Source organism: Actinoplanes sp. NPDC051346, assembly GCF_040682215.1.
Classification (GTDB): Bacteria; Actinomycetota; Actinomycetes; order Mycobacteriales; family Micromonosporaceae; genus Actinoplanes.
This window is the reverse complement of record NZ_JBFBAJ010000012.1, coordinates 239,989-262,415: the sequence shown is the minus strand read 5'-3', so window position 1 is coordinate 262,415 and position 22,427 is coordinate 239,989. Positions and strand designations below refer to the sequence as shown.

Annotated in this window: 25 protein-coding genes; 15 read left to right on the top strand and 10 right to left on the bottom strand. The window is 69.2% G+C overall.

What is annotated here, in order from left to right; all coding sequences use genetic code 11:
* Positions 1-3 precede the first annotated feature (3 nt).
* The 15 genes from AB0M36_RS28060 to AB0M36_RS27990 all read left to right on the top strand — a co-directional run bounded on the left by AB0M36_RS28060 (position 4) and on the right by AB0M36_RS27990 (position 14,081).
* Positions 4-1,224 carry a flagellar hook protein FlgE gene (locus tag AB0M36_RS28060; RefSeq protein WP_364163033.1) on the top strand — a complete coding sequence of 407 codons (1,221 nt, stop codon included), beginning with the start codon at positions 4-6 and terminating at the stop codon, positions 1,222-1,224.
* A gap of 188 nt (positions 1,225-1,412) precedes the next feature.
* The gene (locus AB0M36_RS28055; RefSeq protein WP_364163030.1) at positions 1,413-1,700 is read left to right on the top strand and encodes a flagellar FlbD family protein; all 288 of its coding nucleotides are present in this window, start codon (positions 1,413-1,415) and stop codon (positions 1,698-1,700) included.
* A complete protein-coding gene (locus AB0M36_RS28050; RefSeq protein ID WP_364163027.1) occupies positions 1,700-2,491 on the top strand; it encodes a flagellar motor protein in 792 nt (263 codons plus the stop codon). Before AB0M36_RS28055 ends, AB0M36_RS28050 begins: the two co-directional genes overlap by 1 nt.
* Positions 2,492-2,495: 4 nt before the next feature.
* The gene (locus AB0M36_RS28045; RefSeq protein WP_364163024.1) at positions 2,496-3,545 is read left to right on the top strand and encodes a flagellar motor protein MotB; all 1,050 of its coding nucleotides are present in this window, start codon (positions 2,496-2,498) and stop codon (positions 3,543-3,545) included.
* A 19-nt stretch (positions 3,546-3,564) separates the two neighbouring features.
* Positions 3,565-4,026: a flagellar basal body-associated FliL family protein gene (locus AB0M36_RS28040; RefSeq protein WP_364163021.1), complete on the top strand. Its 462-nt coding sequence runs from the start codon at positions 3,565-3,567 to the stop codon at positions 4,024-4,026.
* Between the two features lie 114 nt (positions 4,027-4,140).
* Entirely contained in the window at positions 4,141-5,082 is a 942-nt protein-coding gene (locus AB0M36_RS28035) for a flagellar motor switch protein FliM (RefSeq protein WP_364163018.1), read from the top strand.
* Positions 5,079-5,828, top strand: coding sequence for a flagellar motor switch protein FliN (gene fliN, locus AB0M36_RS28030; RefSeq protein ID WP_364163015.1), 750 nt, complete (start codon positions 5,079-5,081; stop codon positions 5,826-5,828). Before AB0M36_RS28035 ends, fliN begins: the two co-directional genes overlap by 4 nt.
* 3 nt (positions 5,829-5,831) lie before the next feature.
* Positions 5,832-6,272 carry a flagellar biosynthetic protein FliO gene (gene fliO, locus AB0M36_RS28025; protein WP_364163012.1) on the top strand — a complete coding sequence of 147 codons (441 nt, stop codon included), beginning with the start codon at positions 5,832-5,834 and terminating at the stop codon, positions 6,270-6,272.
* Positions 6,272-7,162: a flagellar type III secretion system pore protein FliP gene (gene fliP, locus AB0M36_RS28020; RefSeq protein WP_364163009.1), complete on the top strand. Its 891-nt coding sequence runs from the start codon at positions 6,272-6,274 to the stop codon at positions 7,160-7,162. Before fliO ends, fliP begins: the two co-directional genes overlap by 1 nt.
* Positions 7,159-7,926, top strand: coding sequence for a flagellar biosynthetic protein FliR (fliR, locus tag AB0M36_RS28015; protein ID WP_364163006.1), 768 nt, complete (start codon positions 7,159-7,161; stop codon positions 7,924-7,926). Before fliP ends, fliR begins: the two co-directional genes overlap by 4 nt.
* Before the next feature lie 3 nt (positions 7,927-7,929).
* Positions 7,930-9,021, top strand: a complete 1,092-nt coding sequence (locus AB0M36_RS28010; RefSeq protein ID WP_364163003.1) for an EscU/YscU/HrcU family type III secretion system export apparatus switch protein — start codon at positions 7,930-7,932, stop codon at positions 9,019-9,021.
* A gap of 69 nt (positions 9,022-9,090) precedes the next feature.
* On the top strand, positions 9,091-11,142 hold the full coding sequence (gene flhA, locus AB0M36_RS28005) for a flagellar biosynthesis protein FlhA (protein WP_364163000.1): 2,052 nt from the start codon (positions 9,091-9,093) through the stop codon (positions 11,140-11,142).
* The gene (locus AB0M36_RS28000) at positions 11,120-12,682 is read left to right on the top strand and encodes a hypothetical protein (RefSeq protein WP_364162998.1); all 1,563 of its coding nucleotides are present in this window, start codon (positions 11,120-11,122) and stop codon (positions 12,680-12,682) included. Before flhA ends, AB0M36_RS28000 begins: the two co-directional genes overlap by 23 nt.
* A 3-nt stretch (positions 12,683-12,685) precedes the next feature.
* Positions 12,686-12,928 (top strand): hypothetical protein, encoded by a 243-nt coding sequence (locus tag AB0M36_RS27995; protein WP_364162995.1) that lies wholly within the window; start codon positions 12,686-12,688, stop codon positions 12,926-12,928.
* A gap of 112 nt (positions 12,929-13,040) precedes the next feature.
* Positions 13,041-14,081: a sulfotransferase gene (locus AB0M36_RS27990; RefSeq protein ID WP_364162992.1), complete on the top strand. Its 1,041-nt coding sequence runs from the start codon at positions 13,041-13,043 to the stop codon at positions 14,079-14,081.
* Positions 14,082-14,151: 70 nt separating this feature from the next.
* Here AB0M36_RS27990 and AB0M36_RS27985 read toward each other — a convergent pair whose 3' ends face one another.
* The 10 genes from AB0M36_RS27985 to AB0M36_RS27940 all read right to left on the bottom strand — a co-directional run bounded on the left by AB0M36_RS27985 (position 14,152) and on the right by AB0M36_RS27940 (position 22,408).
* The gene (locus AB0M36_RS27985; RefSeq protein ID WP_364162989.1) at positions 14,152-14,640 is read right to left on the bottom strand and encodes a hypothetical protein; all 489 of its coding nucleotides are present in this window, start codon (positions 14,638-14,640) and stop codon (positions 14,152-14,154) included.
* A 7-nt stretch (positions 14,641-14,647) separates the two neighbouring features.
* Positions 14,648-15,010: a response regulator gene (locus AB0M36_RS27980; RefSeq protein WP_364162986.1), complete on the bottom strand. Its 363-nt coding sequence runs from the start codon at positions 15,008-15,010 to the stop codon at positions 14,648-14,650.
* Positions 15,007-15,489, bottom strand: a complete 483-nt coding sequence (locus AB0M36_RS27975) for a chemotaxis protein CheX (RefSeq protein ID WP_364162983.1) — start codon at positions 15,487-15,489, stop codon at positions 15,007-15,009. The genes AB0M36_RS27980 and AB0M36_RS27975 overlap by 4 nt, the downstream gene beginning before the upstream one ends.
* The gene (locus tag AB0M36_RS27970; RefSeq protein WP_229798083.1) at positions 15,486-15,863 is read right to left on the bottom strand and encodes a response regulator; all 378 of its coding nucleotides are present in this window, start codon (positions 15,861-15,863) and stop codon (positions 15,486-15,488) included. The genes AB0M36_RS27975 and AB0M36_RS27970 overlap by 4 nt, the downstream gene beginning before the upstream one ends.
* Positions 15,864-15,878: 15 nt before the next feature.
* Complete coding sequence (locus AB0M36_RS27965) at positions 15,879-16,724, bottom strand: protein-glutamate O-methyltransferase CheR (protein ID WP_364162980.1); 846 nt, start codon at positions 16,722-16,724, stop codon at positions 15,879-15,881.
* Positions 16,721-17,899 carry a chemotaxis response regulator protein-glutamate methylesterase gene (locus AB0M36_RS27960; RefSeq protein ID WP_364162977.1) on the bottom strand — a complete coding sequence of 393 codons (1,179 nt, stop codon included), beginning with the start codon at positions 17,897-17,899 and terminating at the stop codon, positions 16,721-16,723. Before AB0M36_RS27960 ends, AB0M36_RS27965 begins: the two co-directional genes overlap by 4 nt.
* Before the next feature lie 16 nt (positions 17,900-17,915).
* Positions 17,916-18,788, bottom strand: coding sequence for a hypothetical protein (locus tag AB0M36_RS27955; RefSeq protein ID WP_364162974.1), 873 nt, complete (start codon positions 18,786-18,788; stop codon positions 17,916-17,918).
* On the bottom strand, positions 18,788-19,225 hold the full coding sequence (locus tag AB0M36_RS27950; protein ID WP_364162971.1) for a chemotaxis protein CheW: 438 nt from the start codon (positions 19,223-19,225) through the stop codon (positions 18,788-18,790). Before AB0M36_RS27950 ends, AB0M36_RS27955 begins: the two co-directional genes overlap by 1 nt.
* A gap of 1 nt (position 19,226) precedes the next feature.
* A complete protein-coding gene (locus AB0M36_RS27945) occupies positions 19,227-21,623 on the bottom strand; it encodes a chemotaxis protein CheW (RefSeq protein ID WP_364162968.1) in 2,397 nt (798 codons plus the stop codon).
* A gap of 86 nt (positions 21,624-21,709) precedes the next feature.
* The gene (locus AB0M36_RS27940; RefSeq protein WP_041832950.1) at positions 21,710-22,408 is read right to left on the bottom strand and encodes a response regulator transcription factor; all 699 of its coding nucleotides are present in this window, start codon (positions 22,406-22,408) and stop codon (positions 21,710-21,712) included.
* Positions 22,409-22,427 lie beyond the last annotated feature (19 nt).

Here is a 22,427-nt window from a genome sequence, read left to right as displayed (position 1 = left end):
CCTATGCTGCGTTCTCTCTTCTCCGGCATCAGCGGTCTGCGCGCGCACCAGCAGATGATGGACGTGACCGGCAACAACATCGCCAACGTCAACACCACCGGTTACAAGTCCAGCCAGACCGTCTTCCAGGACACGCTGTCGCAGATGGTCAACGCCGCCGGCGCGCCGCAGAACGACGGGGGTGGTACCAACCCCGCGCAGGTCGGTCTCGGTGTGCGTACGGCGAGCGTCAACGCGAACTTCAACCAGGGCGCCGCGCAGACCACCGGTAAGTCCGGCGACATGATGATCCAGGGTGACGGCTTCTTCATGGTGAAGGGTGGCGGCGAGACGCTGTATACCCGCGCCGGCTCGTTCACCTTCGACGCCAACGGCTCCCTGACCACGCCCAACGGGCAGGTGGTGCAGGGCTGGACCGCCGACACAGACGGCGTGGTCAACTCGGCGGGTGCGCCGGAGCCGCTCAAGTTGCCGATCGGCATCAGCCTCCAGCCGGAGGCGACCGACAGCATGACCTTCACCGGCAACCTCTCCTACGAGGCCGCCCTCAACGACTTCAAGATCATCCCCGTGCCGGTCATCGACGCGAACGGCGCCTCCAGCACACTCAACGTGCGCCTGCAGAAGACCGGCGCCACGGAGTGGACGATGCAGCTGCCGGACGGTGCGGTGGACCCGCTGGACCCCTACAACGGCGGCACCAGCCAGCCCCTCAGCTTCCCCACCGGCCGGCCGGTCGACCCGCTGGACCCGACCCAGCCAGCCACCACGGTGGCCCTCGGCGCTTTCACCATCGACGTCCGCGACCTCACCCACTACAGCGGTCAGACCGAGGCGCGGGTGAGCGCGTCGGACGGCTCGGCGTCGGGCATCCTGGCCTCGTACACCGTGTCGAACACCGGGCAGATCGTGGGTGTGTTCTCGAACGGCATGAAGCAGACCCTCGGCCAGTTGGCCCTGGCGAACTTCAACAACGTCAACGGCCTGGAGAAGATCGGCGACTCGATGTTCCGCAGCACGGTGAACTCGGGTCTCGCCCAGGTCGGCGCCGCCGGTTCGGCCGGGCTCGGTCTGATCAACAACGGCGCGCTCGAGATGTCGAACGTCGACCTGGCGCAGGAGTTCACCAACCTGGTGATCGCCCAGCGCGGCTTCCAAGCGAACAGCCGGATCATCACCACCTCCGACGAGATCCTCACGGAACTCGTCAACCTCAAGCGCTAATAGCCGCATCAGGCCGGTGAAAGCCGGGACGGGCCTCAGGGCCCGCCCCGGCTTCTTCATTTCCGGCGTCGCTCGCACCCGTAAAGCGACCGGAGCGCGCTCATCAGCAACCGGCAGTACGCCGAATGGTCAAGTAACGGGCCACGGATGGCCCCACCAGCCGCTAAAACGCCCCAAGGACGGAAGTCGTGATTCTCGTAACCCGCCTCAACGGAACCGTTTTCGCTCTCAACCCGGACCTTGTCGAGCGCGCCGACTGCACGCCAGACACGGTTATCACGCTGGTGGACGGCACCAAGTACGTCATCGCCGAATCCGTGCCCGAGTTCATCGACTCGGTGCGCCACTACCGCGCCTCGCTGATCGCCCAGGCGAGCCGCGTGGAGAGTGAGCCCGCCCTCATGCCCAAGCCCGAGGACGAGCAGGCGCCGCAGGCCACTGCGACCGTGCTGCCGCTGCACCGGAAGGACCGCTGATGGATCTCGCCTCCATCGTCGGGGTCGTCGTAGCCCTGATCATCGTCTTTGTCGTCCAGATCCTGGAGGGCGGCAGCCCGGCCTCCATCCTGCTGCTCCCGGCAATGCTCCTGGTCTTCGGCGGCGCCTTCTGCGCCGCCATGGCAGGCGGTGTAATGCGGGACGCCCTCGGCATCGGCAACCTGCTGAAGAAGGCCTTCCTAGCCAAGGTGGCCCCGCCGAACGAGCTGGTCGACGACATCGTCAAGCTCGCCGAGCGGGCCCGCCGCGAGGGCCTGCTGGCCCTCGAGGACGCGGTCAAGACCGTCGAGCACCCGTTCCTGAAGCGCGGTCTCCAGCTCGCGATCGACGGCACGGACCCGGAGGAGCTGCACGACATCCTCCACGCCGAGATCGCGGCGAAGAAGAAGGCCGACAAGGCCGGCATGAAGATCCTCGAGAACATGGGCGGCTACGCCCCGACGATCGGCATCATCGGCACGGTCATGGGCCTCGTGCACGTGCTCGAGAACCTGGACAAGCCGGAGACGCTCGGTCACGCCATCGCGGCGGCGTTCGTCGCGACCCTCTGGGGTGTGCTCTCCGCCAACGTGATCTTCCTGCCCCTCGCGTCCCGCTTGACCCGCCTCTCCGGCATCGAGGTCGACGAGATGGAACTGGTCATCGACGGCGTGCTGGCCATTCAGGCCGGCTCGAACCCGCGCCTGGTCGCGCAGAAGCTCCGCAGTCTGCTGCCGCCGGACGCCGCCAAGGCCGCCGAGGCCGCCGCCACGACGAAGAAGGCAGCGTAAATCCATGAGTTCCGGGGGCGGTGCGCGCCGTAAGAAGCCGCACGAGGAGCACGAGGAGCACGTCAACCACGAGCGTTGGCTCGTGTCGTACGCCGACATGCTGACTCTGCTGTTCGTATTGTTCGTCGTGCTGTTCAGCATGAGCAACGTCGACAAGGCGAAGTTCGCCGAGCTGGCGGCCGGCCTGTCCGAGGGGTTCGGCGCGTCCAGCGCCGCCTTCCAGGGCAGCCCGCAGGTGCTCGAAGGCGCCGGCCAGGCCACGAACGTCGTCCCCATCGACCCCGGCGTCAACCCGGGCGACGGCGGGACCGCCGTCAGCGGCTTGAGCAAGGAGCAGTCGGACGCCGTGGCCCGGGCCATGCAGGCCGAGAGCCGCAAGGAAGCTTCCAAGAACGCCCAGGCGGCGGCGCGGGAGGTGGAGAACCTCAAGGAGATCGAGCGCAAGATCGCCGACGCGCTGGCGGCGGCGAAGCTGCTCGAGCACGTCAAGTTCTCCGTCGACCGGCGCGGCCTGGTGATCACCGTCGTGACCAACGAGGTGGTCTTCGCGGGCAACCGTGCCGAGCTGAAGTCGGGTGGTCGCAAGATCCTCGACGCCATCGCGCCGACGCTCGCCAAGCTGCCCAACAACATCGAGGTCGACGGCAACACCAACCAGCTCAAGGCGACGGTCACCTACTACCCGAGCGGGTGGGAGCTGTCCGCGGCCCGCGCCTCGACGACCGTGCGCTACCTGGTCGAGCACGGGCTGGCCAAGGGCCGGATGAGCGCGGTCGGGTTCTCCGACACCAAGCCGCTCGTCGACCCGAAGGATCCGCGCTCGGTCACCATGAACCGCCGCGTCGACGTGGTCGTGCTGACCGCGCTCAACGCCGAGCAGGCGTCGCTGCTGCCGTCCGCGGCGGGTGCGGACAGCAAGTTGCACACCGGTGAGACCTCGGCCGCCGCGGCCGCTAAGGCTAAGGCCGAGGGCGCCACGCCCGAATCGACCGGCGGGTCCTCCACGACCCCCGTTGCTCCCACCACGACCGACACCACCAAGTCCCACGACTGACACGACAGGAGGAGTTCCGATGGCAAACGAGAAGGACGCTACAGCCGAGGCGCCCAAGAAGAAGTCCAAGAAGCTGCTGATGATCATTGTGCTCGCCGTCGTGCTGCTCGGCGGCGGTGGCGCGGGCGCGTACTTCATGTTCTTCAAGGGTGACGCCGCCGAGGCCAAGGAAGAGCCGGTCAAGGGCGCGGTCATCACGATCGAGAACCCGCTGACGATCAACCTCGCCGAGGGCCACTACCTCAAGATGGGCTTCGCCCTGCAGATGACCGAGGAGGCCGGCGAGGAGGAGATCAGCACGGCGCAGGCGATCAACCTGGCGATCGACCAGTACACCGGCCTGAAGATCGGCGAGCTCGAGACGGACAAGGGTCGCGAGACGGCGAAGGCCGAACTGCTCGAGAAGATCGAGAAGGCGTACAACGTCGAGGACAAGCACCTCGTGATGGGGATCTACTTCACCTCGTTCGTCACGCAGTAGCTCAGTGATTGCGATGGGCGGGTCCGCGACGTGCGGATCCGCCCATTAGTCGCATCGGACCCCAAAGCACCCCCCACGGCTCAGCGGTTGCGCAACCGAGCCGATGAGGACGGCGTGACCACCTCTCCGACCCGATCCCCCGGAAAGATGTCCCGCCGCGGCGGGAGCGCGGGGCCTACCGCGTACGACTTCCGCCGGCCGATCAAGTTGTCCCGTGACCACGTCCGGACGCTGCAGATCGCCTTCGAGACGTACGCCCGCAGCTGCGGCACCCTGCTCACCACCCGCCTCCGGACGGTCAGCAGCGTCTCTCTCGTCTCGATCGAGCAGCTGAACTACGACGAGTACGTGGCCACGCTCGCCAATCCGACGGTGATCGCGGTGGTGGCGATCGACCCACTGCCCGGCACGGTGTTGATGGAGATGGCCAGCTCAGCGGTGATGACCGCGATCGACCACATGCTGGGCGGCCCGGGCGGTCCCCAGCCGGAACGCCCGCTGACCGAGGTCGAGATGCCCCTGCTGCGCGGGCTGCTGGAGCGCATGCTCGGCGAGCTGCGGTACGGCTTCGAGACCCTGGTCGACATCCAGCCCAAGCTGCGCGAGATCGAGTACAACGCCCAGTTCCTGCGCGCGCACCAGCCGGGCGACGCGGTGGTGATCGCCACGTTCGAGATGAAGGTCGGCACCGAGGAGTGCATGGCCAGCATCTGCCTGCCGTTCAACACCATTCTCCCGGTGCTGGAGAAGCAGGAGACGATCGAGCTCACGTCGGCCGAGCGCAGCGCCCGCGAGACCGCGCACCGCCACCTGACGGCCGGACTTTCCGCGGCGCCGATTGACGTAGCTGTCCGATTCCACCCCATTCGGATGCGTACCGATGACATCGTGGATCTACGCCCCGGCGACGTGGTGCCGCTGGGACATCCGACCAGCGTGCCGCTCGAGGTGACCGTCAACGAGGCCGTGTTCGCACATGCAGTCCCCGGTAACCAGGGTGCCCGGCTCGCGTGCCTCGTCGTGCCGTCGCCTCCCAAGGAGGAAAATCGCAGATGACCGCGCCCACGATCACCGAGCCGCAGCTCGCTCTGGTCCGGTCCGCCGCGCAGGCGGCCCTGGCGGTGCTGCCGACCAGCCGTGAGCTGTCGGTCGGCGCGCCCGTGGCCGCGACCGCCGACATGCTGACCTCGGGGCAGGCGATCACCGCGAAGTTCAGCGGTGCGGCCACCGGTGAGGTCGTCGTCGTGGTGGGCCAGGACCTGGCCGACGCGCTCAAGGAGAGCCCGCTCGGCGAGTTGGACCTGACCGCCGCCGTACGCCCGGCCCTGGAGGCCGCCGCCCGCTCGTTCGGTCCCGTCGTGCTCGACCCGGGTCAGCTGATGGATCCGGGCGTCGCGCTCAGCGCGGTGGCCGCGAAGCACGACGCGGTGGCCGTGCCCCTGCTCGACGGCGGTGAGATCCGGGCGGTGCTGGCGATGTCGCTCAGCCCCTGGCCCGGCGACTCGTCGTCCGGCGGGGTGGCGCGTCGCGGCAGCGCGGAGGCGGCGTCCATCCGCGGCGGACTGGACATGCTGCACGACGTCGAGATGGAAGTCTCCGCCGAGCTCGGCCGCACCCGGATGAGCGTGCGCGAGCTGCTGTCGCTGATCCCGGGGGCGATCGTGGAACTCGACCGCGCCGCCGGCAGTCCGGCCGACCTGTTGGTCAACGGGCGGCTGATCGCGCGCGGCGAGGTCGTGGTGGTCGACGAGAACTTCGGCATCCGGATCACGGAGATCCTCAACCCCGGGAGCGGGGAGTAGACATTGTTCGAGCTCGTCCTGCGTATCGGCTTCTCGCTGCTGGTCGTCTTCGGCCTGATGTGGGGACTGGCCCGGGTCGCCCGCCGGGGCGGCATAGGCAGGCGCGGGCACGGCAATCTCTCCGTCCTCAATCGGCAGTCGTTGAGCCGCGGATCATCGGTGGCGGTCGTCCAGGTGGCGGGCAAGGCGCTGATCCTGGGTGTCACCGACAACCAGGTAAGCCTGCTCGGCGAGACGGAGCTCGCGGCCTTCGCGCACGAGCCGCACGTCATGCCCGTCGCGACCAAAACGGATGACGACTCGGTGCAACCGGACGAGGTCCTACCGCCGGCGCATCCGACGGTGCTGCCGCATCACGGCGGCAAGCTGGATGGCTCGGTCCTCTCCCCGCGCACGTGGACGTCGACCCTCGACTTCCTGCGCGACCGGACGGCGAGGCACTGATGGTGCGGCGTACGTTCGTGGTCTTGTTCCTGGCGCTGGGCGCGTTGCTGCCCGCCGCCGCGACTCAGGCCGCGGCGGCCGCGATTCCGGCGATGGCGCAACACCAGCTGCCGCGGGCGCCCGGTCCGCCGCTGGAAGCCCCGGCGCGCTATCAGGCACCCCGGGCGCCGGCGCCGACCCCGCCGGTAGCGCCGACCGTGCGGCCGACCGGCGGCGGCTCGATCGACTTCAACATCAACGGTACGAATCCCGACGGCAGCAAGCCGGCCACGTCCCTGGTCATCGTGCTGGGCCTGACCCTGCTCTCGGTGGCCCCGGCGGTCCTGCTGCTCTGTACGGCGTTCACCAAGGTCTTCATGGTCCTCGGCATCACCCGCAACGCCCTCGGGCTGACCAGCATGCCGCCCAACCAGGTCCTCGCCGGGCTGGCGCTGTTCATCAGCCTGTTCATCATGAGCCCGGTCCTGTCGCAGGTGAACGAGCAGGGCGTGCAGCCCTATCTGGCCGGGGACAAGACCCAGTCGGTGGCGTTCCGCGACGGCGTGGAGCCGCTGCGGTCGTTCATGCTCAAGAACACCCGTGAGGACGAGCTGGCCCTGCTGATCAAGGTCTCCGGTCAGGAGAAGCCGGCCAACGCCGAGTCCGTCGAGCTGACCACGCTGATTCCGGCGTTCGTCCTGTCCGAGCTGCGGGCCGCCTTCATCATCGGCTTCGTCATCTTCATCCCGTTTCTCATCATCGACATGGTGGTCTCCGCGTCACTGATGTCGCTGGGCATGATGATGCTGCCTCCGGTGACCGTGGCCATGCCCTTCAAACTCCTGCTGTTCGTGCTCGTGAACGGCTGGGGGCTGATCATCACGGCGCTCGTGGGCTCGTATCCGAAGTGAACGTCGACCTCGCAATCGCGGAGCTCGTCGCGATCTTTCTCGGCGCGGCCCGCGCGGGCGCGTGGTTGATGCTCTGTCCGCCGTTCAACTCGCGCCTGATCCCGGGTCAGATCAAGGTGCTGCTGTCGATCGGTCTCGCCCTGCCGATGGCCCCCCACCTGCAGGCGACCCTGCCGTCGATCGAGACCTCGGCGATCATCGCCGCCACCGTGCTGCAGATCTTCGTCGGGGCAGCGCTGGGCTTCATCACCTATCTGCTCTTCGCCGCGATCCAGGCCGCCGGCGACATGATCGACGTCTTCGGCGGCTTCGCGCTGGCGTCCGCCTACGACCCGCTGTCGCAGAACCAGAGCTCGATCTTCGGCCGGTTCTACAACCTCGTGGCGGCCACCCTGCTGTTCGCCAGCGAGGGACACCAGTTGGTGCTCCGCGGGTTCCTGGAGTCCTACAAGACGCTGCCGCTCGACTCGAGCTTCTCGATGGAGACCTTCAACCGGCTGCTGACCGAGGGCATCGGCGAGATGTTCCTCGCGGCGGTGCAGATCGCCGGGCCGCTGATCGCCGTCCTGTTCCTCACCGACGTCGCGTTCGGCCTGCTGAACCGGGTGGCGCCCGCGCTCAACGCCTTCCAGCTCGGCTTCCCGGCGAAGATCTTCCTGGTGCTGACGCTCTCCGGCACCGCGATCTCGATCCTGCCCCAGGCACTGGACGGCCTGATCAAGAAGGCGGTCAGCGCGGTGGTCCACCTCAGCGGCGGGGGGTGAGCCGTGTCCGGTGAGAAGACCGAAAAACCCACACCACAGAAGCTCAAGAAGGCCAAGCAGGAAGGCCAGATCGGGCGCAGCCAGGACGTCGGCGCCTGGTTCGGCATGCTGGCGGCCAGCGTCATGCTGCCGCGCACGCTCCAGTCGACAATGGACCACTCGCGGGAGCTGATGGCCAAGATCCCGGACGTCATCGCCGACCCCGATCCCCAGATCGCGCTCGGCATCCTCAAGGACGGCCTGATGGCCGCCGGCTGGGCGGTGCTGCCGCTGGCGCTGACCATGATGGCCGTCGGCATCGCGGCGGCCGGGGCGCAGGGCGGCATCCGGGTGGCCACGAAGCTGTTCATCCCGAAGTTCAATCGGCTGAACCCCTGGCCCGGCATCAAGAAGATGCTGGGGCCGCAGTCGTTGTGGGAAGGCACCAAGGCGCTGATCAAGACCGGCGTGCTGGCCGGCGTGCTCTACATGACGATGAAGGACATCGTGCCGCTGCTGATGACCGCGGGACGGCTGCAGATCGGCTCGCTGCTCGGCGTGGTGAACGACGCGGCGCTGGGGTTGATCAGGGCCGCCTCGATCGCCGGGATCGTCATGGCCGCCGCCGACTACTTCGTCGTCCGCAAGCGCACCAACAAGCAGCTGCGGATGTCGAAGGAAGAGGTCAAGCAGGAGAACAAGAACGCGGAGGGAGACCCGCACCTCAAGGGCCACATCCGTTCCAAGCAGATGGCGATGGCCCGCAACCGGCAGATGGCCGACGTGCCGACCGCCGACCTGGTGCTGGTCAACCCCACGCACGTGGCGGTCGCCCTGCGCTACGACCCGGAGAAGGGCGCGCCCCGGGTGCTCGCGAAGGGCCAGGGCGCCATCGCCCAGAAGATCCGGGATCTCGCGACCGAGAACCGCATCCCGCTGGTGCAGGACGTCGCGCTGGCCCGGGCGCTGGAAAAGGGCGTGGAGGTGGGGCAGGAGATTCCCGCCGAGTTCTTCGGGGCGGTAGCGAAGGTCCTGGCGTTCGTGATGAGCATGAAGTCGCGTGGGTCGGCCGCAGGTGTGCACAGGAACCCGAACGCTACGGGGACGGCAGCATAGTCACTATCTGGGAGATTTCCTCACATCATGGCCGCTCCTGCGGGACTATCAGCAGGTGGAAGGGGGGCCGTGGAGAGTCGCAACCTGAGCAAGTTCGCCGTACCCATCGGGGTCATCGGCATCATCGTCATGATGGTCGTGCCCCTGCCGACCTTCCTGCTCGACCTGCTGATCGCCACCAACATCACCGGCGCCCTGCTGATCCTGATGGTCGCGATGTTCGTCCAGCGGCCGCTCGACTTCTCCGTCTTCCCGGCCCTGCTGCTGGTCATGACGCTGTTCCGGCTCGCCCTCAACATCAGCGCCACCCGGCTGGTGCTGCGCGACGGCGACGCGGGCAAGGTCATCCACGCGTTCGGCGACTTCGTCGTCGGCGGCTCGCTCGTCATCGGCCTGGTGATCTTCCTGATCCTGATCATCGTTCAGATGGTCGTGGTCACCAAGGGCGCCGAGCGGGTCGCCGAGGTCGGCGCCCGCTTCACCCTCGACGCGATGCCGGGCAAGCAGATGGCGATCGACGCCGACCTCAACGCCGGCCTGATCGACGAGACCGAGGCGAAGCAGCGCCGAGCGGACGTGGCCGCCGAGGCCGACTTCTACGGCGCCATGGACGGTGGCTCCAAGTTCGTCAAGGGTGACGCCATCGCCGCCATCATCATCACGGTGATCAACCTGGTCGGCGGCTTCGCGGTCGGCATCCTGCAGCACGGCATGGCCCCCGCCGAGGCGATGAACCAGTACAGCCTGCTGACCGTCGGCGACGGCCTGGTCTCCCAGATCCCCGCGCTGCTGCTCTCGGTCGCCACCGGTCTCATCACGACCCGCTCGGCGACCTCCGGCGACATGGGTAGCAGCGTCACCGCCCAGCTCGGCCAGAACAAGCTCGCCCTGCGGATCGCCGGCGGCGCGGCGCTCGGGCTCTGCGTCATCCCGGGCCTGCCGAAGGTCCCCTTCCTCATCATCGGCTCGATCACGATGTTCATCGCCCAGCGGATGAAGGAGCCCGAACCCGAGGCCGCGGCCGCGGCGGCCGCCGCGGCCGCGGAGACCGACCGACCCGCGCCGGACTCCTCGGAGCAACTGATCGGCGAAATGCGCGTCGACCCGCTGGAGCTCGCGCTCTCGCCCGACCTGGTGGACCTCGTGGACACCAACGGCGGCGACCTGCTCGACCGGGTCCGGGCGCTGCGCCGCAAGATGGCCCTCGAGCTGGGCATCATCATGCCGCCGGTGCGGACCCGCGACGACCTCGACCTGCCGCTGTCGTCGTACGCGATCCGCATCTCCGGCGTCGACGCCGGCAGCGGACAGGCACCACCCGGCACGGTGCTGGCCATCGGCGACGGCCTGCAGGCACTGCCCGGCCGGGCCGGCGTCGAGCCGGTCTTCGGCCTCGCCGGCAAGTGGGTGCCGGCCGAACTGCACTACCAGGCCGAGCTCTCCGGCGCGACGGTGGTGGACCGGGCCTCCGTGATCATCACCCACCTCGCCGAGATCGTCCGGCAGAACGCCAGCCGCCTGCTCGGCCGCGAGGACGTCCGGTCGCTGACCGAGATGGTCAAGCGCACCCATCCGGTGGTGGTCGAGGAACTGACCCCGACCCTGCTCAGCCTCGGCCAGATCCAACGGGTGCTCCAGGCGCTGCTCGACGAGGGCGTACCGGTGCGCGACCTGGTCCGGATCTTCGAGGCCCTTTCCCTGCGCGCCAAGCTTTCGGTCGACCACGACGGCCTGGTCGAGGCCGCCCGCGCCGCCCTGGGACCGGCCATCGCCGCCCAGTACGCCGCCGACGGGCGCCTCACGGTCATCACCCTCGAGCCGATGCTCGAGCAGAGCCTCCTCGAGTCCCTGCGCCCCAGCGAGACCGGCATCTTCATGGCGATCGACGGCATGCGGGCCGAGGCGATCGTCAGCGAGTCCGGCCGGCTCGTGGAGGCCGCCGAGCAGGCCGGCATCACCCCGGTTCTGGCCTGCTCACCGCAGCTGCGGCTGCCGCTCATGCGTCTCCTGCGTGCCGGTTCGCGCCGCGTGCAGGTGCTGTCCTACTCGGAAATTTCAGGTTCCACCGCACAGATCGAGACCATGGGGGTGGTGAACGGTGCCTACGCGGGTGCTGCTTGAGGGTCCGGCCATCGAGCCGTTGCTGGCGCAGGTGCGCGACGAATACGGCTCCTCGGTGCGGATCATCTCGGCGGACAAGGTCCGGACCGGGGGCTTCGGCGGGTTCTTCGCCAAGCAACATTACGAGCTGTCCGTCGAGGTCCCCGACCCCGGCGAGCGCGAGGACAGGCCGCCTCGGCGGGTGCACGCGCCGGCCGACGACGGGCCGCAGACGCTGGAACAACTGCTGGCCCGGGCCGAGTCGCGGGACCGGATCACACCCGCCGGCGGGCCCGGGGTCGGCGACCGCACCGCGGGACGCGACGCCGGGTTCGGCGACGTCGACGCGGCGGTGGGCGGTCGTGGGCCGGCCCTCGAGGCGCCGGTGAGCCGGGGCCTGTCGGATCCGGGTTCCGCCTTCGCCGAGCTGATGGCGAATCTGGACAAGGCGGAGGCCTACAACCGGCCGATGCCCCCGCCCAAGGAGGCGGAGCCGGAACGGCCGGAGAGCCCGACGGTGCGGCCGTTCCGTCCCGCCCAGGCAACCGGCTCGCCGGTGAACGGCGGGGCGTCGAGCAGCGTGAAGCCGCTGCCGTCCGTACCGTCGCTGGCGGAGCTGATGGGTGGGCTCGGGGTGAACGACCACCCGGCCTTCCCGCCGAGCGCGGCGGCCAACCTGGCCGCGCAGAACCCGGCGCCGCCACGCACTCCGGCCGCCGCCTACGGACTGGCGCCCACCTCGCCGGCACCCGCACCGACCTCCCTGGCGGAGTCGCTGGGCGGGCTCGGCCTGAGTCCCACGTCCCCGGGCCCGGCCACGACGGCACACGTGACCACGGCACGGCCCGTGCACATCCATCCGCAGCATTTCGACACGGTGCAGCAGAACCTGATCCGGGTCGGCATGCCACCGGAGATGGCCGCGGAGATCACCAGCGGGGACACGTACGCGGGAGTGCTCGGCGTCCTGGCCGCGCGTCCCTCCGCACCGGCCGTCCCGGACGCGCCGGGCGAGATCCTGATTCTCGCCGGCGATCTCGACCACGCCGTGCCGATCGGCCGCAAGCTCTGCGAGGAGGCCGGCCTCGACCAGGCGCATCTGCTGCTGGGCGGGCCGTCCGGGGCGGGCACCGGGATGCACTCGTCACGGATCCTTGGCGACCCGGCCACCGCGGTGACCAGGGCCGAGAAGCTGCACAACGCCGATCACGCCTGGATCGTGGTGGTCGACGCGGCGGTCGGGCGCACGGACCCGATCTGGGTCAACGACATGTCCGAGGCGGTCAAGGCGACCGCGGTGTGGGCGGTGGTCGACGCCACCCGCAAGACCGCGGACACCGCCCGGCACCTGCGGGCGCTCGGCGACGTGGAGGCGCTGGTGGTGCACAACGTGGACATCACCGCCGACCCGGCCACCGTGCTCGGCCTCGACGTGCCGATCTTCTCGCTGGACGGCAAGCCGGCCACCCCGCACTCGTGGGCGGCGCTGCTCTGCGCCCGGATCGCGGCGGACGTGGTGCCGATGGCCGCCCTGCCCCGCCGGCCCGCCCGCCGGGGGTAAGTCATGATCCGGCCCTCCGTCCTGCTGTTCGCGCTGGTGATCAGCGCACCGGCGCTGTATCGCTACGTGCTCGACGAGATCGACATCGGCGAGGTGCTGATCCGGTTCCTCATCGCCGTGCCGATCGCCGCGATACTGCTCGCCGGCCTGCGCTTCGTCACGGCGGGGTACGGCCGGTCGGAGGCGCCGGGCACCCGGGTCACGCCTACCCCGGACACCGCGGCTCCCGGTGCCGACCAGTCCTGAATCGGCCCACAAATACCACGAAAACCGGCGACACGCCTTGACACTTCGTTAACAATCGCCCGTTTTGGCCCTATGTTACCTCTGGTGAGCGACTGCCCACCGGAGGTGAACGGTGCCCACTGACCGTCCGATCATCGTTGTCGGCTGCCCGCGTTCGGGCACCACGATGCTGCAGCTCATGCTGCACGCCCATCCACGGATCGCGATTCCGCCCGAGACGCGCTTCGTGCTCGCCGCGTACCGCGAGCGCCGGGAGTTCGGCGACCTGCGGGTCCCGGAGAACCGACGCGCGCTCGCCCGGCGCATCGTCGACCGGCGGGAGACCCGCTTCTGCGACCTCGGCCTCGACGCCGAGGAAACGGTCGAGCGCGTCGCCGCCGGTCAGGGCACGCTCGGCTCGGTGCTGGGCACGATCTTCCAGGGGTACGCGGCCCGCTTCGGCAAGCCGCGGTGGGGCGACAAGCGGCCGGCGTACCTGCACAACGTCGACATCCTGTTGCGGCTCTTCCCGGACGCCCAGTTCATCAACATCGTCCGGGACGGCCGGGACTGCGTGGCGTCGCTCAAGGAGATGTCCTGGCACCGCAAGGACATCTACGCGACGGTGGCCGCCTGGGCCCGCGCCGTGGACGACGGCCGACGCGCCGCCCGCCGGCTCGGCTCCCAGTGGCACGAGCTGCGCTACGAAGACCTGGTCGCCGACCCGCACGGGCGGCTCACCGAGCTGTGTGCGTACCTCGGCGAGGACTACCACCCGGCCATGGCGGAACCCTCGGCGGTCGCCGAGGTCGCGGTGCCGTCGTTCAAGACCTGGCATGCGCGGACCCGCTCGCCCGTGACCACCCAGCGGGTGCAGAGCTGGCAGAGCCGGTTGACCGAAGAGGAAATCGCGCTGTGTGAGAAGGCGCTGGGCAGCCGCCTGGCGGCCTACGGCTACGAGGTGACGGGCGCGGTACGCCCGGCGCCCGTGGACCTGCTGCGCTACGGCTGGAAGGCGGCGCCGCAAAGGTTCATCCCGGCCCGCCGCGGTCTGAGCCGGGCGGCCAGTCGCCTGCGCCGCGTCGAGGACCTGGCGCACCTGCCGACCTCGGTCCTCACCCAGCGGACCGCCTCGTCCGGGGCGGATCACCGGGTCGACGCCGGCCAGCACTGATCCTCAACAGGCGCAACGACAAAGCGGCGGACCGGGGAATCAACTCCGGTCCGCCGCTACCCGTCGCGCGTCATCCCGTCAGCGACAGAGAGAACTTGCCCTTGCCGTATCGGGAGACCTCGATCAGCAGGTCCAGCCGCTTACCCAGCGCCAGCAGCTGCGCTCGCGCGTCGTTGGGCAGCTCCTGGCCCGGAAAGATGACCTGGTAGAGCTTGACGTGCGGCGCGCCCTCGCGGTTGAGCAAGCTGGTGAAGATGTTGAACAGCTCGCCCAGGTTCTCGGCGAGGTTCGGGAAGAGGGTTTTCTCCTCGATGCTGTCCTCGGCGGCGCCGGCCGGCAGCAGGCCGAGGGCGGCGCCCGCGTTGGCCGCGAGGCTCAGTGTCATGCCGCAGACCGCGTAGAGCTGTTGCGCCGGGTCCGTATAGATGGCGAACGCACCTGTGGGCAGGTTCTCGGCGGTCATCGGATCGCCGGGAGAGACGTTGACGTCTCGGCCAAGGAGGTCCTCGAAGAGGTTACGGACGGCGAGCGGGGCGGGGATAACCGAGGTGTCAGACATGGCTATATCATCCCAAAATAGGAGTTAAGACCTCATCGAATTGCTCAGCAGTGAACGGCTTGACGATGAAGAACGCCGAACCGGCGCTCTCGGCCGCGCTCTTCATCTCGTCTGTGCACTCCGACGTCACGAAGCCGAACTTGACGTTGTTTCCCGCCGCTCGCAGCTTGCGCAGCACGTCGATGCCGGTCATCTCGGGCATGTTCCAGTCCGAGATGATCAGGTCGGGCTTCTCCGAGTCGGCCATCGCCGCGGCCTGGGCGCCGTCCGCGGCCTCCACAAGATCGTGGCCATCGAAGCCCGCCTGGCGCAGGGTGCGGGTCACGATCTGGCGCATGACCCGGCTGTCGTCCGCGATGAGGATCTTCATGCCGCACCCTCCTGCTGCTTGATGCTCTGATACATCGTGATGGAGATCGGTTCACCGTCCCAGATGCCGTACAGGCCGCTGAGCACCTCCGCCGACGGGTAGTACGACGCGGTGTCCGGCGCCAGCACCACGGTCGGCAGCGACAGGAAGCAGCCCGCCGGCAGCATGGCCTTGACGTTGCCGCCGACGATGTTCGCCAGCTCGCCGAGGACGTCGGAGATGTCCTCCTGGCCGACCTCGTCCATCCCCATCGCCAGGAAGCCCGCCGCGGACTTCTTCGCGGCTTGCATCGAGCAGGCATAGACCAGGTGACCATGCCACGTGCCGGTGATCGACACGGCCGAGTGCACCTCGGTCGTTTGCTTGTTGTCGCCGGTCACGACCAGCGGGTTGATGCCTTCGGGGTCCAGGTACGACACCCAGACCTGTTCCACCATCTCGGCGAGGTCGCCCTCGGTCACCACGGTTTCGACGCTCATGAGTTCGCTCCGGTCGGTACCAGGCCCAGCAGGGCCAACTTTTCGATCATCGCGCCCTCGGTGAAGGGCTTGATCACGTATTCGTGGGCACCCGCGGCGAGCGCCCGGACGATCTGGCTCTGTTCACTCTCGGTCGTGACCATGACCAGCGTCATCTCGCGCAGGCGCGGCTCGGCGCGGACCTTGGTCACGAACTCGAGCCCGTTCATGTTGGGCATGTTCCAGTCGATGAGGGCCAGTTCCGGCACCTCGGTCATCGTGGAGAGCAGGTCCAGCGCCTCCTGGCCGTCACCCGCCTCGATCGCTTCGAAGTTCAGTTTCGCGACGATGCGCTTGAGAATCATCCGCATAGCCCGCGAGTCATCGATCACCATGGCGCGCACCGCAGCTCACCCCTTCCTTGCGGCGCCGGCCGGCACCGCGCTTCGCACTCGGTAGGCAGAGGTCCTGCCGGCCGCCACCCGTTCGTAGTTGTCGTCGATCCCGATGGTCGTCTCCGCCGCACCGAGGAAGAGCCAGCCGTCCGGCCGCAGCAGGCGGGCCACGTTGCGCAGCACCGACTTCTTGGTCGCGACGTCGAAGTAGATCAGCACGTTACGCAGGAAGATCACGTCGAACGGCGGCACGTTGGGCAACGGCGCGGTCAGATTCATGTGCTTGAAAGAGACGTTGCGCCGCAGGTGCTGTGCGACCCGCCAGTGCGCACCGGCCCGCTCGAAGTACTGCACCAGCTGGGTGGCCGGCAGACCCCGGTTGACCTCCACCTGGCTGTACTCGCCCGCCTCGGCCCGCTTGACCATCTCGGTCGAGATGTCGCTTCCCATGATCTCGTATCCCCAGCCGGCGGGGAGCGATTCCTGCAGGGTGATCGCGAGGCTGTACGCCTCTTGCCCGCTCGAGCTCGCCGCGGACCAGAGCCGCAGCTTGCGAGCGGAGCCCCGGTTCTTGACCAGCTCGGGAAGCACGACGTCGGTCAGCGCCGTAAAGGGCTCCCGGTCGCGGAACCACGACGTCTCGTTCGTGGTCAGCGCGTCGATGATCCGGCGCTGGTCGGCCGGGTTCGGCTTGCGTTGGAGGTTGGCCAGGAACTCGGCGACGCTGGCGGCGCCGACCTGCCGGGCCACCGGAATCAGCCGCGCCTCGACCAGGTATTCCTTGCCGGGGGCCAGCACGATCGCCGCCTCCCGCCGGACCAGTGTCGACACGAAGGCGAAGTCAGCCTGGGACAGGGTCATCGGGTCACCGCCGTCGCTCGCGGCGCGCGGCCCACCTGAACCCGCTGGATCAAGGCTGAAGCGATCTTGCCCAACGGCGCCACCTCATCGGCCAGTCCCGCGCCGACCACGGCGCCGGGCATGCCCCAGACCACCGAACTCGCCTCATCCTGCGCCAGAATCTCGGCGCCTGCGTCACGCAGCACCTTCGCACCACCTCGTCCGTCGTATCCCATGCCGGTGAGCACCGCCGCGTACGACGAGGCCCCGTAAAGCGCCGCCACCGAGCGGAACATCACGTCGACCGCCGGACGGCACGAGTTCTCCGGCGGCGCGCCGCTGAGCTGGGTCAGCGTCGCGTTGTTCCGGCGTTGCAGCACCAGGTGCTTGTCGCCGGGAGCGATATAGACCGTGCCCGCCAGGAGCTCCATCCCCTCGGCCGCCTCGACCACGCGCAGCGGCGTGCTGCGGTCCAGGCGCTCGGCGAACATCCGGGTGAAGACCGGCGGCATGTGCTGCGTCACCACGATCGGCACCGGCAGGTCCGTCGGCAGTGCGTGCAACACCTTGGTCAGCGCGTCCGGGCCGCCCGTCGACGACCCGATCGCGATGATGTCGATGCGTCCGTGCGCGAGGCGCCGTGCCGGCCGGACCGGTGCCGCCGGCGCCGCGGGACGACCCGCCAGCACGCCCGGTCGACCCGGCGCGGCGGGACGAATGCCAGGGGGTGGGCCGAGACCCGGCCGCTTGGCCGCGGGGCCCGCGCCGGGCCGGGGGCCAGCGCCCGGCGTACGGCGACCGGCCAGCGCGTGGATCTTCGGGACGAGCTGCTCGCGTACGGCCGCGATCGACTCGGCGATCGACCCGACGTTGCTCGGCTTCGTCACGTAGTCCGTGGCGCCGGCGGCGAGTGCTTCCAGCGTGGCGCTGGCTCCGGCCGCGGACAGCGTGCTGAACATGATCACCGGCACGAGCTTGTGCCGCTTGCGCAGCTCGCGCACCGCCGCGATGCCGTCCATCTGCGGCATCTCGATGTCCATCGTGATGGCATCGGGCTTGAGCTGGTCGATCTTCGCCTGGGCCAGCAGACCGTTCGCCGCGGTGCCGACCACCTCGATGCCCGGCGCGCCGGTCAGCGAGTCCACGATGAGCCGGCGGACCACCACGGAGTCGTCGACGACGAGAACCCTGATCATCGCTTCTCCCCGCCTCTCATCCGAGCCATGCCGGGCCGAGCGCCGCGACGACCGGCGTGAGCAGCCGGTGCGCCGTAGCGGTGTCCAGCAGGTCCCGGACGACGAGCGCCTGGACCGCACCGCTGAGCATGTTCCAGACGCCGCCGGCCCGCTCCGCCAGCGGAATAGCGGCGGTGTCGATCGCCTGCACGAGCAGCATCTGCGCGGCCGCGGCCGTCCGGACCCGGTCCGACAGGTACGCCGCCCACGACGCCGAGTGCACCGCCGGGGACCAGCCGCCGGCGTTGCGGCGCGCGTCCTCCGCCGACTGCGTCAGCCGGGCCAGATCGTTCGACGTGATCGAGCGCAACCGGTCCAGCAGGGCCGACACCGCGTAGTGGTGCGGACCCAGGTCGATCGGCTTGCCGACGGGCAGCTTGCGCAGCGCCGCCACCCAGCCGGCGCCGAGCATCCGGCGGGTCGTCTCGTCGAGCACCTCGCGCAGGTAGCTGGCCACGGCGGCGTCGCAGAGCAGGGCGGTCGCCGAGGCGGCCGTCTCGCTCTGCTTGGCGTCGCGGCCGGTGCCCTGCCAGGTCCACGCCATGACGTCGTAGCGCAGGCAGGTCAGCAGGGCGTCGACCGAGCCGATCGGCGCCCGCTCGACCAGGGCCAGCGAGCTCGCCGGATCGTCGGCCTTCATGCCCTTGAGCGTCGGCAGTTTGCGCGCGGCGCTCTCCACCTCTACCCAGAGCGGGCCCCGGACCCCCTCATCGGGCAGCCGTTCCGCGAGGATCGGCAGGTCCCCGAGGCTGAGGCGCAGGGCGCGCAGCAGCACCTCGGCCGTGGCCGACCCGCCACCGAGGCGGGTCAGGTCAAAGCCGAGGACGGGGGCGCTGACGAGGCTGTACATCAGGTGGTGGCTCGGGATGTGTCGACGGCCTGGTGGACATCGAGGGCCAGCATCAGCCGGCCGTCCATCTTGAAGGTTCCGGTCACCAGCTCACGAGTGGGGCCGGCGAGCGTGTCCGGCGGTGGCTCGAACGCGTCGTCATCCAGGTCGACCACCTCGCCGATGCGGTCCACGAGCAGGCTGACCGGCTCACCGTCGCCGCGCAGGATCACGTTCATCACCGGACCCTCCAGGGCCTGGCGGACGAGACCGAGCTGCACCCGCAGATCGACCGCCGCGATCACCTGGCCGCGCAGGTTGAACAGCCCGCCAACCGCGGGCGGTGCGAGCGGCACCGGGGTGTACTCGTTGTAGGACAGCACCTCCTGCACGGTGTCTACCTCGACCCCGAACAACTGCCCGGCCACTTCGAAGGTGGCAAACTGCCGGCTCGCCATCTCAGGCCTCCACCAGCATCTCGACGTCGGCCATCTCGTTGTAGAAGTTCGGGTCCGCGGCGAGGATCGCGCGGCGTACGTCGAGCAGTTCGGTCACCCGCTGCTGGATGACCGCCGTGCCGACGAGACCGTCCTCCTCCGCGTCGCGGCGGGCGGTGGTCGAGTTCTCGGCGATGTCGACGATCCGGTCCACGACCAGCGCCACGCTGCGGCCCCCCTCGCTGTAGACGACCACCGAGACGGTGTCGCCCTCTTCCATCTCGCTGTATGCCCCCAGCAGGTGGGACAGCCGTACCAGCGGCAGGATCTGGCCGCGGTACTGCACCACCTCGCGGGAGCCGGCGTGCTCGATGCGGTCCCGCGGGAATTCCTCCAGGCGGGTCACCGTGTCGAGGGGGATCGCCACCCGGCGGTCCCCGACGGCGGTGATCAGTAGGCGTTCGCCGGTGCCGGCACCGGCGGCCGCCCGGGACGTGCCGACGAGGTTCTCGCGTCCGGCGTCGACCGCGAGGTGCGAGCGGCGCGCCAGCGCGGAGGCGTCGAGGATCAGGCCGACCTTGCCGTCGCCGAGGATCGTGGCGCCGGCGTACAGGCCGATGTCCTTGAACCGGCTGTTGAGGGCCTTGACCACGACCTCCTCGGTGTTGAGGACGCGGTCCACGACGAGGCCGAAGCGGCGCCCGTCGGCCTGCAGCACCATGATGTAGACGCCCTGGTCGCCGCCGGGGTCGAGGCCGAGCGCGCGGTCCAGGCGGACGAGCGGCAGCAGCTTGCCGCGCAGGCGGTAGACGGGCGCGCCGGAGGCGTACTCGATCTTTGTGGACTGGCCGTCGATGAAGACCAGCTCCAGAACGGCGACCTGCGGCACGACGTAGCGCTGGTCGCCGCAGTCGACGGTCAGCGCCTGGATGATCGCCAGCGTCAGCGGGATGGTGAGGCGCCAGACCGTGCCCTGGCCCAGCGTCGAGTCGACGCTGACCGCGCCGCCGATCCGCTCGATGTTGGTCTTGACGACGTCCATGCCCACACCGCGGCCGGACACGTTTGTCACCTTCGCGGCGGTGGAGAAGCCGGGCTGGAAGACCATCGCCATGATCTCGCGCTTGTCCATGGTCGCGATCTGCTCGGCACGCAGCAGACCCTTCTCCACGGCCTTCGCGGCGATCCGGTTGACATCCATGCCGGCGCCGTCGTCGGCGACCTCGACCGCGACGTGCCCGCCCTCGTGGTACGCCCGCAACGTCAGCGTCCCCTGCGGGTCCTTGCCGGCGGCGATCCGCCGGTCGGAGTCCTCGATGCCGTGGTCGACGGCGTTGCGGACCAGGTGGGTCAGCGGGTCCTTGACCGCCTCGAGCAGGCTGCGGTCGAGCTCGGTCTCCTTGCCCTCCATGACCAGCTCGACCTTCTTGCCGAGCGAGTTGGACAGGTCGCGGATGACCCGGGGGAGCTTCGACCAGATGTGCTCGATGGGCTGCATTCGGGTCTTCATGATCCCCTCCTGCAGTTCGGAGGTGATCATGCCGAGCCGCTGGGCGCTGCGGACGAGGCCGGAGTCGCCGAGGTCCATCACGCCGCGGACCAGCTGGTTACGGGCGAGCACGAGCTCACCGACCATGTTCATGAGGGTGTCGAGCAGGTCGACGTCCACCCGGATCGCACTGTCGGCGACGCTGCGCTTCGGCGCCTGCGCCTGGAGCGCGTCGGTGACCGCGCCGGGCTGGGTCTTGCCCTCCTCCAGCAGGATCGTGCCGAGCTTGCGCTCGTCGCCCTCGAGCTGCGCCTGCAGCGCGGAGCCGACGTCCGTGGCCTCCGCCGCGCCGGTCTCGACGAGGATCTCGCCGAGCGGACGGCGCTGACCCTCGACGGGCTCGGGTGCCGGGCGTGCCGGCGTCTCCTCGAGGGGCTCGGGCTTCTCGGCCGGCTTTTCGGTCGCGGCCGCGGGCGCGGGCGCAGGTGCAGGTGCTGTCGCCGCTTCCGCCGCCGGAGCGGCGGGCGCGGCCGCTACCGCGTCGGGAGCGTTCATCTGCGCGTGAACGGCGGTGATGATGTTGTCGACGTCGACTTCACCCTCGTTGCCGTTCTGCTCGATGGACTCCAGCAGCGACCGAACGCCGTCGATCGTGGCCAGCAGGGTGGTGATCGTGGTCGGCGTGACCGGCTGGACGCCGTCGCGCAGCCGCGACAGCAGCGATTCGCCCGCGTGCGCGAGCGTCTCCAACCGGGTGAAGGCCAGGAAGCCACTGGTGCCCTTGATCGTGTGGATCGCCCGGAAGATGCGGGCGATCAGATCACGCGAGGCCGGGTTCTGCTCCAGCGCGACGAGATCCCGGTCGATCTGGTCCAGGTTCTCGTGGCTTTCCATGAGGAATTCGCCAACGATCTCGCCAAGGTCTTCCAACGCCCTACCTCCTGCTCGTTTCCCAAATCCCTCATCGACCCACCGGAGCCCCACCTGAGGACACCCGGACCGCTACCGGTTGCGGCTCAGGTGTCACCACCCGGACGCCGGTAGCGGTAGCCGAATCCACGTACGGACTCGATCGGGGATTCATCGGGATCCGACCAGCCGAGCTTGCGACGAAGGCGCAGCACGGCGAACTTGACGCGCTCCTGGCCGATGCCCGTGGGGTCGTCCCACGCCTGGGTGAGGAGCTGATTGGGACTCAACACCGCGCCGGCGTGCCGGACCAGGGCGTTGAGTAGCCGAAACTCGGTCGGCGTGAGGCGCTTCTCGTCGCCCTTGACATAGACCCTGCGCTTCGTCGGGTCGAGGTGCACCAGGCCGTCGTCGTAGATCTGGCTGGCCCAGCTGTTCTGCCCGCCGGACGAGCGGCGCAGCAGCGCCTCCACCCGGGCCAGCAGTTCGTTGTTCGCGAACGGTTTGGTCAGGTAGTCGTCGGCGCCGCCGCGCAGGCCGCGGACCTTCTCGGCCTCCTGGCCGTGTGCCGTCAGCACCAGCACGGGCACGTCGGAGACGTCCCGCAGCCGCTCGAGCACCTGCCAGCCGTCCATTTCCGGAAGGCCGACGTCGAGCACCACCAGATCGGGGTGCTCCGCGTACGCCTCCTTCAAGCCGGTGCGCCCGTCTCCGGCGTGCGCCACCTCGTACCCGGCCCGGCTGAAGAGCAGCCGCAGGGCCAGGGCGATGTCCGGGTCGTCCTCGACCACGAGCAGTCTGCTCATGCGCTCGTCACCATGCCCT

What these genes read in the sequence shown, in the direction of transcription:
- AB0M36_RS28060 (WP_364163033.1), top strand. Translation starts at nt 4, where the DNA reads ATGCTGCGTTCTCTCTTCTCCGGCATCAGCGGTCTGCGCGCGCACCAG.
- AB0M36_RS28050 (WP_364163027.1), top strand. Translation starts at nt 1,700, where the DNA reads ATGGATCTCGCCTCCATCGTCGGGGTCGTCGTAGCCCTGATCATCGTC.
- AB0M36_RS28045 (WP_364163024.1), top strand. Translation starts at nt 2,496, where the DNA reads ATGAGTTCCGGGGGCGGTGCGCGCCGTAAGAAGCCGCACGAGGAGCAC.
- AB0M36_RS28040 (WP_364163021.1), top strand. Translation starts at nt 3,565, where the DNA reads ATGGCAAACGAGAAGGACGCTACAGCCGAGGCGCCCAAGAAGAAGTCC.
- fliN (WP_364163015.1), top strand. Translation starts at nt 5,079, where the DNA reads ATGACCGCGCCCACGATCACCGAGCCGCAGCTCGCTCTGGTCCGGTCC.
- fliP (WP_364163009.1), top strand. Translation starts at nt 6,272, where the DNA reads ATGGTGCGGCGTACGTTCGTGGTCTTGTTCCTGGCGCTGGGCGCGTTG.
- AB0M36_RS27995 (WP_364162995.1), top strand. Translation starts at nt 12,686, where the DNA reads ATGATCCGGCCCTCCGTCCTGCTGTTCGCGCTGGTGATCAGCGCACCG.
- AB0M36_RS27985 (WP_364162989.1), bottom strand. Translation starts at nt 14,640, where the DNA reads ATGTCTGACACCTCGGTTATCCCCGCCCCGCTCGCCGTCCGTAACCTC.
- AB0M36_RS27980 (WP_364162986.1), bottom strand. Translation starts at nt 15,010, where the DNA reads ATGAAGATCCTCATCGCGGACGACAGCCGGGTCATGCGCCAGATCGTG.
- AB0M36_RS27975 (WP_364162983.1), bottom strand. Translation starts at nt 15,489, where the DNA reads ATGAGCGTCGAAACCGTGGTGACCGAGGGCGACCTCGCCGAGATGGTG.
- AB0M36_RS27970 (WP_229798083.1), bottom strand. Translation starts at nt 15,863, where the DNA reads ATGGTGATCGATGACTCGCGGGCTATGCGGATGATTCTCAAGCGCATC.
- AB0M36_RS27965 (WP_364162980.1), bottom strand. Translation starts at nt 16,724, where the DNA reads ATGACCCTGTCCCAGGCTGACTTCGCCTTCGTGTCGACACTGGTCCGG.
- AB0M36_RS27960 (WP_364162977.1), bottom strand. Translation starts at nt 17,899, where the DNA reads ATGATCAGGGTTCTCGTCGTCGACGACTCCGTGGTGGTCCGCCGGCTC.
- AB0M36_RS27955 (WP_364162974.1), bottom strand. Translation starts at nt 18,788, where the DNA reads ATGTACAGCCTCGTCAGCGCCCCCGTCCTCGGCTTTGACCTGACCCGC.
- AB0M36_RS27950 (WP_364162971.1), bottom strand. Translation starts at nt 19,225, where the DNA reads ATGGCGAGCCGGCAGTTTGCCACCTTCGAAGTGGCCGGGCAGTTGTTC.
- AB0M36_RS27940 (WP_041832950.1), bottom strand. Translation starts at nt 22,408, where the DNA reads ATGAGCAGACTGCTCGTGGTCGAGGACGACCCGGACATCGCCCTGGCC.